This is a genomic window from Hyphomonas sp. ske169 (assembly GCF_056850855.1).
In genome coordinates, this window is the sequence record NZ_CP096146.1 from 2387840 (window position 1) to 2403956 (window position 16117).

The 16117-nt window shown below is 49.5% G+C and carries 14 protein-coding genes; 10 read left to right on the forward strand and 4 right to left on the reverse strand.

The window, feature by feature from the left end:
• The first annotated feature begins 79 nt into the window (after window positions 1-79).
• From MY069_RS11600 to MY069_RS11610, 3 genes are read left to right on the forward strand one after another with little or no spacing between them, the layout of a single operon-like run.
• Window positions 80-277 carry a helix-turn-helix transcriptional regulator gene (locus MY069_RS11600; RefSeq protein WP_482793946.1) on the forward strand — a complete coding sequence of 66 codons (198 nt, stop codon included), beginning with the start codon at window positions 80-82 and terminating at the stop codon, window positions 275-277.
• Window positions 267-512 (forward strand): hypothetical protein, encoded by a 246-nt coding sequence (locus MY069_RS11605; RefSeq protein ID WP_482793947.1) that lies wholly within the window; start codon window positions 267-269, stop codon window positions 510-512. The genes MY069_RS11600 and MY069_RS11605 overlap by 11 nt, the downstream gene beginning before the upstream one ends.
• A complete protein-coding gene (locus MY069_RS11610) occupies window positions 509-2788 on the forward strand; it encodes a phage/plasmid primase, P4 family (protein WP_482793948.1) in 2280 nt (759 codons plus the stop codon). The genes MY069_RS11605 and MY069_RS11610 overlap by 4 nt, the downstream gene beginning before the upstream one ends.
• A gap of 214 nt (window positions 2789-3002) precedes the next feature.
• Here MY069_RS11610 and MY069_RS11615 read toward each other — a convergent pair whose 3' ends face one another.
• Window positions 3003-3437, reverse strand: coding sequence for a hypothetical protein (locus MY069_RS11615; RefSeq protein ID WP_482793949.1), 435 nt, complete (start codon window positions 3435-3437; stop codon window positions 3003-3005).
• 98 nt (window positions 3438-3535) lie between these two features.
• Between MY069_RS11615 and MY069_RS11620 the strand changes: the two genes are divergently transcribed.
• The 3 genes from MY069_RS11620 (at window position 3536) to MY069_RS11630 (ending at window position 9035) form a co-directional block, all read left to right on the forward strand.
• Window positions 3536-3760 carry a helix-turn-helix domain-containing protein gene (locus MY069_RS11620; RefSeq protein WP_482796703.1) on the forward strand — a complete coding sequence of 75 codons (225 nt, stop codon included), beginning with the start codon at window positions 3536-3538 and terminating at the stop codon, window positions 3758-3760.
• A gap of 350 nt (window positions 3761-4110) precedes the next feature.
• A complete protein-coding gene (locus MY069_RS11625) occupies window positions 4111-7548 on the forward strand; it encodes a P-loop NTPase fold protein (RefSeq protein WP_482793950.1) in 3438 nt (1145 codons plus the stop codon).
• Window positions 7549-7808: 260 nt separating this feature from the next.
• Window positions 7809-9035, forward strand: a complete 1227-nt coding sequence (locus MY069_RS11630) for a sensor domain-containing phosphodiesterase (RefSeq protein ID WP_482793951.1) — start codon at window positions 7809-7811, stop codon at window positions 9033-9035.
• 200 nt (window positions 9036-9235) lie between these two features.
• Here the strand turns inward: MY069_RS11630 and MY069_RS11635 are convergent, their stop codons facing one another.
• Complete coding sequence (locus MY069_RS11635) at window positions 9236-10681, reverse strand: hypothetical protein (protein ID WP_482793952.1); 1446 nt, start codon at window positions 10679-10681, stop codon at window positions 9236-9238.
• Between the two features lie 175 nt (window positions 10682-10856).
• Here MY069_RS11635 and MY069_RS11640 point away from each other — a divergent pair, with 175 nt between their 5' ends.
• Entirely contained in the window at window positions 10857-11585 is a 729-nt protein-coding gene (locus tag MY069_RS11640; protein WP_482793953.1) for an endonuclease/exonuclease/phosphatase family protein, read from the forward strand.
• A gap of 313 nt (window positions 11586-11898) precedes the next feature.
• Here the strand turns inward: MY069_RS11640 and MY069_RS11645 are convergent, their stop codons facing one another.
• Together MY069_RS11645 and MY069_RS11650 are read right to left on the reverse strand one after the other, a co-directional pair.
• Window positions 11899-12111, reverse strand: a complete 213-nt coding sequence (locus MY069_RS11645) for a hypothetical protein (RefSeq protein WP_482793954.1) — start codon at window positions 12109-12111, stop codon at window positions 11899-11901.
• 50 nt (window positions 12112-12161) lie between these two features.
• On the reverse strand, window positions 12162-13187 hold the full coding sequence (locus MY069_RS11650; RefSeq protein WP_482793955.1) for an IS110 family RNA-guided transposase: 1026 nt from the start codon (window positions 13185-13187) through the stop codon (window positions 12162-12164).
• A gap of 281 nt (window positions 13188-13468) precedes the next feature.
• On the opposite strand from MY069_RS11650, the gene MY069_RS11655 reads away from it, so the two are divergent.
• The 3 genes from MY069_RS11655 to MY069_RS11665 all read left to right on the forward strand — a co-directional run bounded on the left by MY069_RS11655 (window position 13469) and on the right by MY069_RS11665 (window position 16101).
• On the forward strand, window positions 13469-14500 hold the full coding sequence (locus MY069_RS11655; RefSeq protein WP_482793956.1) for a helix-turn-helix domain-containing protein: 1032 nt from the start codon (window positions 13469-13471) through the stop codon (window positions 14498-14500).
• A 106-nt stretch (window positions 14501-14606) separates the two neighbouring features.
• The gene (locus tag MY069_RS11660; RefSeq protein WP_482793957.1) at window positions 14607-15251 is read left to right on the forward strand and encodes a DsbA family protein; all 645 of its coding nucleotides are present in this window, start codon (window positions 14607-14609) and stop codon (window positions 15249-15251) included.
• A 55-nt stretch (window positions 15252-15306) separates the two neighbouring features.
• Window positions 15307-16101 (forward strand): SDR family oxidoreductase, encoded by a 795-nt coding sequence (locus MY069_RS11665; RefSeq protein WP_482793958.1) that lies wholly within the window; start codon window positions 15307-15309, stop codon window positions 16099-16101.
• Window positions 16102-16117 lie beyond the last annotated feature (16 nt).

A 16117-nucleotide genomic window follows, 5' to 3' on the forward strand; every position in this document is an offset into this window, starting at 1 on the left:
ACAAAATTAATTTTACTCCACGACGCGGTGAACGACACGAACAAGAATGAAGCACCATAAAACTTCAAGAGGTGCCCAAATGAACATTTTTCTTGCGTCGAACGAGGTAGAAAGCCGCTATAAGATTAGCCGCTCTACGATTTATCGCTGGATACAAAACCCAAATATCCAATTCCCCGAACCGATAAAAATTGGACATCGCAATCTGTGGCGCGCGATCGATTTGGATAATTTCGACAATCGCTTCGAATGTTCGGAGGCTGATCATGTCGCGTAGAATTGTTACTACAAAATACATATCGAGCTTGTGGTCTGGATCATCGATCTGTGAGCAAAGGCAAAAAACACTCCTTCCTTTTCCAGGGGGTGTTTTTGTTGGCTACCACGGGATTGCCGAGCTTCCGCCTTACGCTGAATTGCTACCAATTGAAGGAGCGGAAGAACTTCGTGCCGCACTAGAGAGAGCGATCCAGGAAGCAAAAAACTTAGAACAAGCCGGAGATGTCAAATGAGCATTCCAAAAGGCTTGCCAAGCCAGTTCATTAATTGGCGCCTTATCGAGCGAAATGGTAAACACGCAAAAGTCCCATGTGATACAAAGGGTCATGCCATCGACCCCCTTGATTCCCAAAACTGGATTGATCATCCAACAGCTAAAAAGACGGGATTTTCTGTTGGGTTCGTTCTAACGGAAAACGATCCGTACTTTTTTCTAGATCTTGATAAATGCTTTGATCACGAGACGAATGACTGGTCGTACGAAGCCAAACAGATTGTAAGCCTCTTTCCGGGAGCATGGGGCGAAGTTTCTCAGTCTGGTGCTGGGCTCCACATTTTTGGGAAATGTGACAAATCATTGCTCAAGAATTCGAGAAATAAGTGGGACGGTTGGAAGGAGTTTTATACTCAAAGGCGGTTTATCGCGTTTGGCCCTTCCGGTTGGGCGCGTATCCATGGCGTCGAAGTTGACCGCGATTGGACAGAAGTTCTAAAATCCATTGTTCCAGAGCGAGAGGAACTCGCTAACCCCTCGCTACCAGGCATCGCTCACCCAGATTTTGAAAAGTACCAACTCCCCGATGGGTGCGACCCAAACTACTCTGCCTTAGAATCCGATGACGAACTTATCGACCGCGCCCGTCGGTCAAGATCGTTGGCTAGTTCATTCGGTCAAAAAGCCAGTTTCGAAGATTTATGGATCAAACGAGAAATCGTTCTGTCTGAGTATTATCCCGGGGATAACAAGTTGGACGGTTTCGATCGATCTAGCGCCGATCTGGCTTTAATGAACCATCTTGCTTTTTGGACGGGTAAGGATGCCCGAAGAATGGATCGTCTGTTCAGACAGTCCGCTCTTATCAGGCCGAAATATGAAAAACGCCCGGACTATCGGCACGCAACAATAATGAAAGCAATTCGTAGCTGTGCTGAAGTTTATTCAGCAGATCAAAAAAAGATCCCGATTGATGCATCCATGTCTGATGACCAACTTGCCACAGCAATCTTCGAAAACAGTTGGGACGGTGAAATGTTCTACATTCCTGAATTCGATCGTTGGGCAAATTGGAATGGAAAACGCTGGTCTATAGCGATATCAAAACACGATCCGGTAACGCGATTACGACGCGAGTTGCGCGATGCACTCCGGTCGGCTGATGGACTGCGGCAGAATAAACGGATCGGGAGTCTAAACACGATTAAAGCCGTATTCACCTTGATGAGGTCGAGCGTCGGTGCAGCCAAGTCGATAAATGAATGGGATGTGGAACCGTCACTGATTGGCACACCGAACGGAATTGTTGACCTTCGATCCGGAATTTGGCGGCCTCGTCGACGAACTGATTTTCTCTTGAAAGCTACATCCGTCGATCCTGCGGCCACAGGAGAACCGCCAACGCAGTGGATCAAATTCCTCAAAACAATCTTCGCTGACAATGATGCGGAAATAGATTTTATACAAAGGTTGCTGGGATACGGCCTCACTGGTTCGACCAAAGAGCACAGACTGTTCATCGCGTATGGGACCGGACGAAATGGTAAGTCTACATTGTTCAACACTTACAGCCAGATTCTCTCAGAAGATTACTCACGTACAATCTCGCCAAAACTTTTGTTGGATAAAAGGACCGAACAGCATGCAACTGATCTCGCGTATTTGAAAGGAGCGCGTTTTGCGCGAGCGTCGGAACTACCTCCAGGCCGGTCTTGGGACGAAGTATTAATTAAGCAAATAACCGGTGGGGATTGGTTGACTGCCAGATTCATGCGCCAAGACAATTTTACGTTTCAGCCTCAATGCACGTTGCTGGTTGATGCCAATAATATCCCGGCCTTAAAAGGCATTGACGAAGCTGTTCGGAGACGGATTTGTCTTATCCCATTCGATGTCACAATCCCTAACGGCCAAGAAGATAGAAACCTACCAGACAAGCTCAAAAACGAAACTGCAGCTATTTTGCGGTGGGCGATTGATGGAGCGGTAAAGTGGTATGAGAGCGGACTTCAAATCCCGCAATCCATTGTAGATAGATCTATGCAGTACATAGATGATGAGGATGTACTTGGAAAGTTTGTTACTGACTGTCTCGAGAAAGATAGCGCAGCAAAAATCACCAACGAGAGCTTACGCCTGGAGTTTCATCGGTGGGCGCAGAAAGAAGGTATTACGCCATGGTCTACCACTCAGATCAGTGCAGGACTGCTTAAGCGAGGTTACCAAAGATATAAGTCAGACCGCGCAAGAGGTTTTCGTGGTCTAAAACGAGCGTTGGAGCTACCCGGCCTTTAATTGTCGTACATTGGGGGACGCCTGGGACACGTCAAATTAGTAAGTTTACGATGGCCTTCCGGTTACGTAAGCATAATCAATAATCCAATGTCCCGAGTGTCCCCTCGGTGTATTTCAAATATTTCGATAAAAAAATCTATCGCTAGAAAATTCTTGCGATCGCGCGTTACCCCCCAAATGTGAAGTCAGAGAGAGGACCCTCGAAGTTTTTGGATCATCCAACCTGTAGATCGAAGATTTCTCCGTCACTGTGTTCACAAATTCCGATCGCGGTTATCGTCACCAAACTATATTGGTATTCGCAATGCAGAGTGTTTCCTATTTTACTTCCTAGAAGCGCCGAGCCAAAGCCGAAGTCTGAGCGTTTGGTGTTAGATCCACCCGCCAAACCGATCGCTCCAGAAGGGTAAAACGCGCTCATTAGTTGTAGTTGGGTGCTGCCTTCGTTTCTGACAGTGATCCACTGACCGGTGTAGATCTCGTTTCGTAGCTGAATTTCTATCTTGCCAGAATTCCCGAACACAACGTTTTCAATCGTACCTGAACCAAAATCTCCTGTATCGCGTCCCATCAACTTAGCTTCGGGAGAAAGGTTCACGCAGCCTGTTATCGCGAAAAAAAATACACTTATCACTAAGCCCTTATGCATCTCTAATTTCCTCTCAAAGTGTTCTGACCATCAAAGTGTCGACTAAATACATATTATAGTTGATAATGCTGTGCGTCTATTCATGTCAACTTCCACGGATGGACGTGAGAGTGATAGTCGGAGCCAACTTTGCTCGTATTCGAAAAGAGAAAGGTCTTACTCAAGAGCGAGTAGAGGAGCTATCTGGCTTCAGTCAGCAATACATAAGCGGATTGGAGAAGGGGCAACGTAATCCAACTATTGTTACAGTGTATGAGCTTTCTGTTGCCCTAGACGTCCACTTTTTAGAGCTGCTCAGTCCAGAGCCAAAATCTTCTGGTTAGCATATGAGACGCAATTTGATTTTCCCAGAACAAGTAACAGCGTGTCTAGGCTGCAGGTCCTCACAAGAGACATAAAAATTCAACCTCGGGACAGCCTAATACACCTTTGGCATGTCGATGGCTTCCAATGTCTTAAAACTTGATTCGCGATCATTCTTTCCGAAATCAGTCTCTAAGCGAGGGTTTAGTATTCTTAAGCTCCCAATCAAAATTCGTGGACGAAAATGTAGCGCGAAATTTTCAAAAAAGTTCGACCAATACCCACCTTGATGCAAGATAAGTAAAACGACTACCATTACTCTCAAAGTTACGGGGCGCGTTCAAACTCTTCGAATAGAACTGGAAAGAATATGGCCGAAACAGAGCGGAAAAAATTCGCACGACTCATTCGCGACGAACCTGCGGAACACGACCAGTTTTCTGGCGAAGGTCACGAGCGCACAGCTCGTTCCCTCGCTCTCGCAATTAACGAACTGTCCGAAGATGATGGAGCGATCGGCCTGGACGGTGAGTGGGGAGCTGGAAAGTCGAGCGTCATTCGTTTGACAGAACGTATAATTAAGACTTCGAATGAGACAAAACTGAAGTATCACTTTTTTTGTTTCGATTTATGGCTGCATCAACCGAAACTACTCAAGCTCGCCTTTTTGGAAGAGTTGATTGGTTGGCTTGAAAACAAAGACCTTATTTCCACAAAAACGGCTGCAACATACTCTAAGCAACTTAGCGATCGTCGCGTGGAGACGACTGTCGAAAACTCACGTCAATACAAACTCTCGGCGATTTTTTTTATTTTGGCATTCCCGCTGCTGCCGCTGGTGTACATGTGGCTTAGTCCGTTCGCTTTCGCCACGAGCCCTGATCCACATTGGATCATTCCTATTCTACAGAAGATCGCATTGTATGCGCTGCCTATTCTATACGTTGTTTTTGTTTTCGCATTCTTGGCGAGCCTGCTACGTAAAGATGTCAATGACCCGCTGGCTGCGTTGTCTGCCGCGACGCGTTTGTTCTCTCGCGAAACCGACCAAGATAGTTTTACACAGCATGTAAATGAGCGAAGCCCGACAGGGGAGGAATTTCAGAACTTCTTTCGCGAATTGCTTTCCGTCGCTCAGAAAAAAAACGACCGCATAATATTAGTATTGGACAATATCGACCGGTTACCCATCCGTAATTTTTTTGAAGTTTGGAGCGAAGCGCGATCCATTTTTGCTGCTAGAAATAGAGGAGCGAAGCTTCCCCAGTCCGCAGTGACAGCAGTGATACCGTTCGACAGCGCGTATATCTCCGAAGCATTTCAAAAAGAGAATCAAAGCGACCACGAGTCGGCGATTAAGAATGCGCAAAGCCTAGTGGCAAAGTCGTTCGACCTCACCATGAGGGTGGCACCACCCGTGGCCACCGATTGGAAAAACTATTTGTTCGACAAGTTGGATTGGTCTTTGCCCATAAATTTGCCGGAAGCTGAGCGACTGAAGGTTCACCGCCTATTTGATATTCGGCTTCAAGATGAAAAAAAGCACGCAACTCCTCGTTCTCTGAACACCTACGTCAACGAAATTGGCACGATTTGGAATCAATGGCAGGACGACATTCCAGTAGCTCACATTGCGTTATACATATTGAACCGGTCGCGGATTGAACAAAACCCGTCGGTATTGCAATCAACATCCATCATCGACAGACGCCAAGCCCGCATCGTAGACGGCGACTGGCATAGAAATATGGTTGCGCTCGCATTTAACGTTGATCCGCAACACGCATACCAAGTGTTGCTGGGCCAAGATATCGCGAAATCAATTGAAGAATATGAATTCGGTGAATTTGAGCGACTCTCCAAGTTGCCGGGCTTCTGGGAGGTCTTGCCCGACCTTATCGAAAGGAACGCGGAGAGCTGGGCACAAAACCGAGGTTACTCGCTAGCTATTGCCGGAGAGTTCTTAGCGCACGATCAGTTCAACGAACGGCACTTGGTAGAGACCTGGGCGCATTTGGATGAGGCCATTCCATTCTTGGACAAGTGCGACTCCGAAGACGCCAACTACTATACTGGGTTGGCAGAAATTCTTGGGCATTCACCGGCCGAAGAACTCACGGAGCGAACTCGCGCAGTTATTTCTTGGTACTCCAGCGGCTTACCTGAAATCGAAGACCGTACGCACGAGACCGGAAGAAATTGGGTCACGTTTGTCGGCTATGCCACCCAGGCCATTGTGAGGCAAAACGCGAATGCAGCCAAATTGCTCTTTCGACAGATCGTTTTCCCTGACGGACAGAAGTTTGCGATCGGTGTATTCGCAAAAAGCAGAGAGTTATCGGATGTTTCCGCGAGTTCATTCAAAATGCGGCATTCCGACGAGGAGCTCGCCACCGCCAGTCTGGAACTTGTTACATCAGCGCCAGATGTGGTCGCTCGAGCGATAGATAGTGCTCCGAAATTTGCAAAACAAGCATTCCTGCAGACATGTTTGGACCGGCTCTGCAACAGACTGCATTCTGAAAAGCTATCTCCCGCGGCGTTGGAAGGACTTTTGAAGCTTTCCAAAAGTGTTATCGCTAATGCTTCCGATCAAAATCCGTTAATTGCTAGGATCAAACAACAATACGATGATGGTTCTCTGCTGTGGCATCTTGATCGTACCGCTGATAGCAAAAATCCAGTCGTAACCGCTCACTTGCTCTGGCTGATTGCCAAGACTGGCAATGGCAATCTTTCCCCACAACTGCCGACAAACCATCCTCACTTTGGCGATATATCTCAATTAGTTCCGCGCGTGGCTGTGCTGATTTCAAATTATGACGATGAACATGAAGTGATAAGGGAATTATCAGGCCTTATCGCGACAGCTGACGGATTTGCTGAATGGATGACATTCACTCTAGCCGATGCATCACAACCACCGTTGGTCCCCACATTCCGTCGCCTGGTTCTCGATGCGAACTTTAATCGCCTGTCAATTTCAGACGTCATGACAAGGTTTTTTGAGATAGAAGAGCTGCTAGACGATAACTTAGTCACAAAGTTTTTGCGTAAGTTCGCAAACTGGTCTGAAAAATTCGACGATCATATTGGAGGAAGCGATAGCCTCAAAGTCGCACCTCGTTTGGTCGAAGCCATTCATGAATACGGAGTAGAGGGTCTAGACAAAATCCCAGCCGCTCTCGACTCATACTATGGCGCATTTGATGAATCTGATTGGGAGCAGTTTTTCCAAGAAGAAGACAGTAGCGCAATGACCCACTTGTTCATTCGATTGTCGCAAGGTTACCGACCACCGGTTGGACCATTTCGCGCCGCAGTTTCACAGCATGCTCTCGGAGTGCTCGATGGCACGGAGATAGTGACGAAAACGGCCTCAAGCTGGAAAAAACTATTGAGTGGTATGCAAAAGAACACAAAGCAAAAGGTCGCCAAAGATACGTTTATCAACCTCAAGGAAGTTACCACCACGCCAGATAGCGTGGAGCACTTCACCGAGCTATACTTTGAGCTAGGGGCGATGCTGCCGCTAGAGTCCAGTCCAGAATTGGCTCTGGATCAACTCCTAACGCCGCTCGTTGCATCAACAAGTGAGACCGCGCGTTCGTTCATAAGAGAGAAATCCAAAGAGTTTGTCGCTTGCAAGAAGGTGGCTAGCCCGGAAGCAGTCGATAGATTCGAAGAAGCTGTTCTGACTTGCCGCAATTCCGCGGATGAGGCGATAGCTAGCTGGGCGCAAGAGCTCTTCACGAACTTCGAAATCGTAATTCCAGTGCAGCAGGTGGATCAAGAAAGACCGTCATAACCCAATCCAATAAGACAAGAGTATCGTTTCTTGGGGACCAAGAACAATCGTAGTTTCGACCGCCTGTTTTCAGATTGCTTGTAGAAAACTAGATCGTTCTTTTCGTTTCCTTTTGATTGCTTTTTTGACGCTTCTGCAAATCTAGGCTTGTTGCTTCAGTTCGCAGCGGCTGAGAGGTTCCAATACCGCGACCTTAGAGTAACGTAAAAACAACTTTAAGCTGTTAGCCGAGACGAAATACTGAAACTGAAAGCTTAAATATGTCTTCGTCTACCTCGTCTCGCGCGCTGGAAAACATACAAGATCCGTATGATCAAAATGTAGTTGATTCCGCCTTGGACGTGATCCGAAAGCATTTGGGCATGTCGGTCGCGTATCTTTCAGAGTTCGTGGATGGTCGATCTATCTTTAGGAACGTAAGCGCGCCGGGCCTTGAAGAGCTGATCGATGTCGGTGACAGCCAGAGCCTCGAGGATGTGTATTGTCAGCATATACTGGAAGGTCGGTTGCCGGAGCTCATTCCAGACACATCGCAAGAACCCATTTGTACCGCCTTACCGATTACCCAGGCAATTCCGATCGGTTCGCATATGAGCATTCCGATCAGACTTCCTGATGGACGCGCCTTTGGCATGTTCTGTTGCCTCAGTCCTGAACCCAATTTATCCCTCAACTCACGTGATCTCGAAACCATGCGCATGTTTGCTGATTTGGCAGCCGCACAGGTTCAAAGAGACCATCAAGCGCGTCAGGACTTTGAGGTGAAGCGCGCGCGTGTTGGAAGCGTCGTAGCGAACTCCAGTTTCAATATTGTTTTCCAGCCGATCATCGACCTCCTCACGATGAACACGGCGGGATTTGAATCGTTGAGCCGGTTCTCGGTTGAACCTGTTCGTTCGCCGGACATTTGGTTCAATGAAGCGGCGGACGTAGGCTTATCCACTGAGCTTGAGTTGTCTGCAATTGAGGTAGCTCTACAGAATTTAGATCGCATGATTTGCGATACTTATCTGTCGGTCAACGTATCACCAAGGACTCTGCTTACTGATGCGTTTCAGACAAAGATGCATTCTTTCGATCTGAGCAAAGTGGTGCTTGAAATCACTGAGCATGCCGTGATTGAAGATTATGATGATGTCAACAGAGCACTCGCAATCCTACGCCAGCGCGGGCTAAGGGTCGCCATTGATGACGCCGGAGCTGGGCATTCCTCGCTGCGGCACATTGTTCAACTTGATCCAGAATTCATAAAACTCGACATGAGTCTCACTCGAAATGTGGATTCAGATCTGGCGCGCCGCGCTTTAGTCAGCGCGTTGGTATTCTATACCCGGGAGACAAGCGCACAAATCATCGCTGAAGGTATCGAAACCAAGTCCGAGCTCGATACGCTCAAGCTGCTGGGCGTTAGTCGCGGACAGGGGTATTATCTGGGTAAACCTTCAACAGACGCACTGGTCGCGCTAGAAATGCAACGTGCAATCTAGAAACTACGATTAGATTCACTACAAGATGTTTTAGGCTGACGGCCTTGTGTCTGTTGCTCGCGCAACCGCTGATTCGAGTTTCCGCTAAGCCGAAACAATAAACATTCATGAGCTATAGAAGTTGTACTCAAATGGCGTTCGGTCACTAACGAGTAGTTCTAGGCTTGGAGCAAAATACTTCCGCCCTTTTCAATCCGACCTTATGGTAACCCTAGCGAATCTCCGAGAGTATTAGATATGATGTTCCCGGATGTAATGATGCCCGAAATGATGAGCGCGTCATTGAGCGCTGCTTCCGGGCTTTGTTTCTTCACTATGATTGAATGCACCGTTGTCGCGGCCACCACGTAAGCAGATGAAATAAGTTCATCGGAGATACTGCTAATAAACCCAAGTGCTTTCAATTCTGCGAGCCGACGTATGACATCTTGGTTCAGAACAAATTCTTTGAGTTCGGTGCTTCCGAGACCCTCGAGAATCGCAATTAGTTGTTGTGGTTTTAGCGCCTCAGATGCGCGAAGCTCAACTGCAGGATGAAGTTGAAAATGTTCATGGATCTCATCGGTGTTTATGGAAGCGACGTGCCGGACCCTTTCAATCTCGCCTCCTTCAAGCACAAATGTGAGATCGCCTTGATCTAAATCCTGCTCCTCTCCCACTATGTTTTCATTTGAAGACCGATACTTATTTTTAACGTGAGCCTTAAATAGATCGTTTGTCACCTTTGTGACTTCTGTAAGCTCGTCGGACGAAAGCAAACTCAAAAAGTTTGAAACTTCCTCCACCGTCGCATCACAGAGCTCGGTCCTCGAACGTCGAATGGCATCTAAAACAAACTCATGTTCGCTGCTCATGGGGCCAGAGGGGTCTTTGATCAAATGTACAAATGTCAGAAACACGGATCCGGATGCAGTGCGCTCAATGTCGACTTCTTGTTCCTTCTTGCTGAAGAAGATGCGCCAAAGCTGGAGCAAAACCGACCCGTTAGAAATACGTGGCTTTGCTCTTCTCGAGGACTTCTTTGTATAAGTTCGCGCGAACGCCCTCTGCCATTCGACCAGCTTTTCGTATTCCGCCCTGAGCGTTTTAACATACTTTCTTTTAAGCCGTTTCTTCAGGAGCTCTTCTCTTTCTTTTGACAACAAACTCGAGCTAATCGCCGCTATAATCGGCTGAATTCCATCTTGAGACAGAAGCATCCGCTCTGCCCCTGAGGGAGTTCGCCGGGAAGTATTCGCTATATCATTCGCTTCGGGTTCCAACGCTCGCAAAAGAATGTCGCAGCTGCACAGGATGCGCTTCTCAGGGAGCTCCAGATCGCGCAATTGTCTAGGTTTTGAACCGAACTTGTGCGACCACCATAGCATTGCGCCAGCACCTATTACAGTCGCTCCGAAGGTCATCACTGTTGCGCCTGCAGCCACCCCCCCACCGACCAGTCCACCAATCCAGTAGAGAGTCGCATTGGTCGCTGCCGCTCCGCTTAGGGTGCTGATTGCGGTGCCCGTGCTCGCGGTACCGAAGGTTGCGACGGCTCCATAAAAAGCTGACATGGCTGTAACGCCCGCGACTTTTCCACCGATGAAACGACCCGCAAAACGCGTTTTACTCAATTGCTTATCGGACTTTTGAGAGATGGCCGCCATTATTGAATGCAGTCCCCTCTCCAGCTCCGCAAGATTGTACGGGTCGGACTGTGCGGATGGTGCTGCTCGTATGCTCATCAAGCAAGCTGGTCATAACCTGCGACTTAAGTAAAGTTACCCTGCGGTGACGCGCCTCCGCGCGTGGAGAACTAACTATTATCTGAAAAGGTAAACTATGTTTCGGTTGGTCAACTGGAATATCGAACGCAAACGACCCGGCTCATGGCAAGCCAAGTCTCTAATCGAAGAGATTGCGAGCATCGCCCCGGACGTGATTTGCCTAACGGAAGCTTGGGTTGACTCCTTAGAAACTCTCGGAGGTTTTACAATCTCCTCGAAAGGTATTGCTTGGAGCCCTCAAAAAGAAGACGAGCGCAAAGTGCTAATCTGGTCTCATCAACCTTGGGTATCTGTCGAGGTCATCAATGAACTAGAGGAGACCGGCAGTGCCGTTACAGGGTTATGCAATCTAGCTGGAATCCAAACTAGGATCGTTGGAATTTGCGTACCTTACCATTTTGCCAGTCCGCTCGGCGTAACACCCAAGGAAAAGCCATGGAGCCAACACAATGCGTTTCTTCGAAAACTAATGTCATATCTAGATGTTTGGGCAATAGAAGGCCCGACGATAGTACTGGGAGACTTCAACCGAAGAATGCCACGGTCTTGGGGACCTAAACACTCCTACGAACTTTTGGAGCTAGCTCTGGAGAATTATGAAGTGGTCACAAGAGGTCCACTAAATGGCGTAGACCAGCTCTCAATTGATCACATCGCTGTTACAGCTCCGCTGAATGTTAAAGCGGTCGTCGGAAGGCCTGCCGAAGATCATCGAGGCCGGAAACGTTCCGACCATTTTGGGGTAGTTGCAGACCTCACGAGCGGACGTAGGGATTCAAACTAATCCGAAAACTAAAGGTCAATCAGATATAGTTTCACTTTGGAAACACTCACGACGATTTTGTGCAGATCTTTCCCTATCCGAAATCCTATGTAAGGTTTCATGGGCTTCCAGATTTGTCTCCAGAGTCATTCAGGGGAGGCGGCATAGGAGAATAAGCTCACCTAGTCAGCGTGCATTAGACCGCCGGTTTCATCACTAGTTGGGGTGTCAAATTTCCGATCATTCAGAAATTGCTCATGGGGACCTTCTGATTCTTTTCGACGGCGGTCAGGTCTATGGTACGTTTCGATGCCAACGAAAGCGTACTGTAGGTTTATTTCTGCTTCTCTAATCGGGCTTTCGGGTCAAGCTCCATATTTTCGTCTTTGATCCGGTTCTTCGCCAAGTCTGGGTCACGCTTCTCTTCGCAGTCTGGTTGGCGCATAGCGTTGGCGCCGCTGCATGCATGTGTGTGATCTTGTGTTGTGGGGCGCCTTGCTTTTGCGCGCGCTTCGTCTTCGAGCGCAGGAGACATAAACGGCGTCATCCACACACTTCGTCCAGACCAGGACGAACCGGGTATCTCTAGGGTTTAGATCATGCGACGCCCTCCGTCTGGAATGGCATATTCGTGATCCACATCCGGTGCAGGATCACAGCAAGCTTGCGCGCGACTGCGATGCGGGCACGCCGGATGCCTTTGGTTCGGATCAGTTTCAGGCCCCACGCCTTCAACGACGATGGCCGCCCCGATACGATCAGAAGTGAGTTGGCTGCAATATAGAGCGTCGCGCGTACGTCTTTGTCGCCGGCCCGAGAGATACGCCCCGTATTATCCATCTCGCCAGATTGGAAGCGTCTCGGTGTTAGGCCGAAGTGCGCCCCAACCAGTCTGGAAGACTTAAAGCGTGTTGGGTCATCGACAGCCGCTTTGAACGAGAGGGCTGTGATCGGACCAACGCCAGGCGCCGTCATCAGTAGCTTGCAAACCTGGTCCTTCCGCGACACGGCGATGACACGCTTCTCCATCAATCGATAAGCATCATAGAGTTCGCCCCGGACATCCAGCATGGGCAGGAGTGCAAAGGCGAGCGTATCATCGGCCTCGATGATCGGCCGGACTTTCTCATCGAACCGAAGTCGGCTGAGACGAGATGGCAGTCTGATCCCAAACGCTTTGAACAGCCCCCGGATCTCATTCTCCAAATCGATGCAGCGGTTGAGGATGGCTTTGCGAGCGGCCAACAGCGCTTTGACCTCATGGCTCTCGCGGCTCTTCATATGAACCGGATTGTACCAGCCCGCCCGAAGAATTTGAGCGATGCCTCGCGCGTCGGTCTTGTCGGTTTTGTTCCGCATAGCAGACATGGCTGCTGAGACTTGGCGGGATTCCATGCAGACCACGTCAAAGCCTTCGGCTGTTAAACCATGGAATAAAGCCTGGCTCATGGTGCCAGCCTCAAAACCAATCCGTTCGACTGAATAGCCCTTGGTTCGGATATGATCTGAGATCGCCTCAACCTCGCAATCCAGGTTGGTCTCTTCGATCGGATTACCATCCGTACCAAGCACGCACATCGCCACAGATCGCAGCGAAACATCCAATCCAATAAACACGTTCATCGTATTCTCCTTCATGTCCGCAGCCCAATGCTGCGAACCTATCAGGAGCTCGACTGGCTAACAGTCCGCCCGATTACCCATGCTTTTGCTCGCGCAACAGACCAGCCGAGCGGTTGTTCCAGAGCGATTCTTTGTTGCTCTAATCCTGACCGTGATCTCGACCAAGCATGGAAGCATAACCGTGTTTTCTACTCTCGCTAACGCGTCAGTACCTCGTGATTTGAAAAAAGAACGGGAGTGATAGTAAGCTACACATACTCCAACATTAACTTGGCAGTTAGATGCAATCAGAGCGAACGCTACGTGAGGTGCAACACCTACCGAACTTTCCAAGACTGATACTCTCGGTCCTGACAGAAGACGGCTATAACGAAGGTGAATTGCTTGAAGGGATCGATATCTCGCCTTCACAACTTGCCGATGAGACGTTTCGGCTGAGCGCCCATCAACATGAGCAGTTTATTCTGCGTGTGCTGGCCATAACGAACGATCTGCACTTGGCGCTGCGGATTTCCCAAAAAGTTGATATCGCGACATCAAGCTTGGCGATTATGGCAGTGATCAATAGTGGCCGCATTTCTCGCGCACTCAGCCTGTTCTCTAGATATGGGCGACTGTTCACCCGTACGCTCGATACGCGGACAATCGCGAAGGACGCTGGGTTGGCGATTGCGCTGGAGCCCACCGTACGCAATGAGCAGGTCCAATATTTTGCGATCACGGCCTATGCTTTGTTCCTTGACCGCGTCTTTCTTGCCCCCCTGAATGGCGCGCATCTGGTTCGAAGACTGGAATTGGCTTTGCCGCCACCACCTGATTTCGGTGCCGTGCGCGACCAGTTTGGCTTCGCATTGATGTTTGGTGCGTTGCAGAACCGCGTCATCCTCGACCCGGCGTTCATCGATCAACCTCTAAAGCAAGCCGACCCGCAGACGGTGCGGTTGTTAGAGGAAATGTGTGAAGCTCAACTCGCTGCGGCTCATGCTGAAAGTGATCTGTCGCACAGAGTTTCCGCCATTTTTCTGAATAATATCTCTGCGCCGCCAAAACTCGCAGAGCTCGCGAGCACGATGGGAATGTCCCCGCGTAGTCTCAGAAGACGCCTTAAAGATGATGGAACCTCCTATCAGAAGATATTGGACGTGACGCGGCAAGAACTTGCTCAGTCCTTGCTTAAAGAGACTGCGGAAGCTGTGGCTTCGATTGCCTACGAGTTGGGGTTTGACAATCCGTCCCATTTTGGACGTGCCTTTAAAGGTTGGACCGGACAATCACCGTCTGAATATCGCAAGCGAGCATCCGATTTGGCCTGATATGGATAGTGTGTGGCCTGGTTCGGTCTCGCGCAATTCGGCCCCGCCTCCCATTCTGGGCATCAATAGCTGCACGCTTCTTGGTGCGCTGGGAGGAGAAAATCTCATGGCGAACGTGGTTGACGTTTTTTGGTCCTTTCGCAGTCCATACTCCTATTTGGTCACAACTGACCTTCTCAAGCTTCGTGAGGATTATGAGGTTCAAGTGCGTTTGCGTCCGGTTCTACCGATCGCGCTACGCGCGAAATCCACGATCTTCGACGCGTCCGACAAAAAGCGACCGCGCTACATCGTCATGGATGCGCGCCGTCGTGCAGAATTTCTGGGTCTGGCCTTTGTCTGGCCAAAACCAGATCCCGTCATTCAAGACCGAGAGACATTTTCTGTCCCTGAGGAACAGCCCCTGATCTGGTGGCTAACGGGTCTGGGCGTCATCGCCGAGAGCTTGGGCAAAGGCATCGATTTCGCACATGCAGCGGCAGCAGTGATTTGGTGTGGGATACCCGATTGGGACAAATCTGATCACCTGGCACAAGCAGCAAAAAACATCGGATTAAGTCTTACTGACATGGAGACCGCCATGCACGAAGCCGATGTCCGCGCCTCTGTTGCCGACAATCATCAGGCACTCGAACAAGCCGGGCATTGGGGCGTGCCAACTATGGTTTTTCAGGGCGAGCCTTTCTTCGGGCAGGACCGGATCGAAACACTTCGATGGCGGCTCGATGGCGAAGGCCTCGGAAGAAAATAGACGTACGCACTCGTAAACAGAATGAACATGAATTCCAGAAATTGGAGGAACCAAGATGGATCTGGGTATCAAGGGCAAAACAGCGATCATGGCGGGCGGCAGCGCTGGAATGGGCCGTGCGACCGCTGAGCGTTTAGCCGAGGCGGGGGTAGATCTCTATATCTCTGCGCGCCGCGAAGAACGCCTCAACAATGCAGCAAAAGAGATTTCAGAGAAGTACGGGACATCAGTGACGCCTGTGGTTGCCGACTCTTCAACAGAACAAGGGCGAAAAGCTTTGTTTGAGGCGTGTCCACAGCCGGACATTCTCGCGATCACGATAAAGCCGCCAGCCCCCAATGGAGACTTTTTGAAAGTCACGCCGGACATGTGGCGAGAGTCGATTGAAACCACGCTGGTCGGTCCGATAGAGATCATGCGGAACTATATACCTACGATGAAGGAAAAGGGGTGGGGGCGGATTGTGAATATCGCCACGTTCTCGGCTAAAAACCCGATGATATGGCGCCTCATGTCTGGCCCCGCGCGGTCAGCCCTCATCAATTACACAGCAAGCGTTTCCCGGGAAATCGCCAAGCATGGCGTGAATATCAATAATTTGTTGCCGGGCATGTTCCAAACTGAAGGTGCAAATGAAATCATGAAAGACTATGCGGCTGCCTTCGGCCTGGAGCCTGTATCGGAAGTCGTACGCCCGCACTTTCTGGCCAATAATCACATTCCTGCAGGGTTCGTCGGCGAGGCGGATGATCTCGCTCCGATGGCCGCGTTCTTGTGCAGTCAGCTCGCAAGATTCATCGTCGGACAGAACATTGTCATTGACGGTGGGCAGCACGCCTCGCTGTTCTAGCCTAGCCCGGAACCCG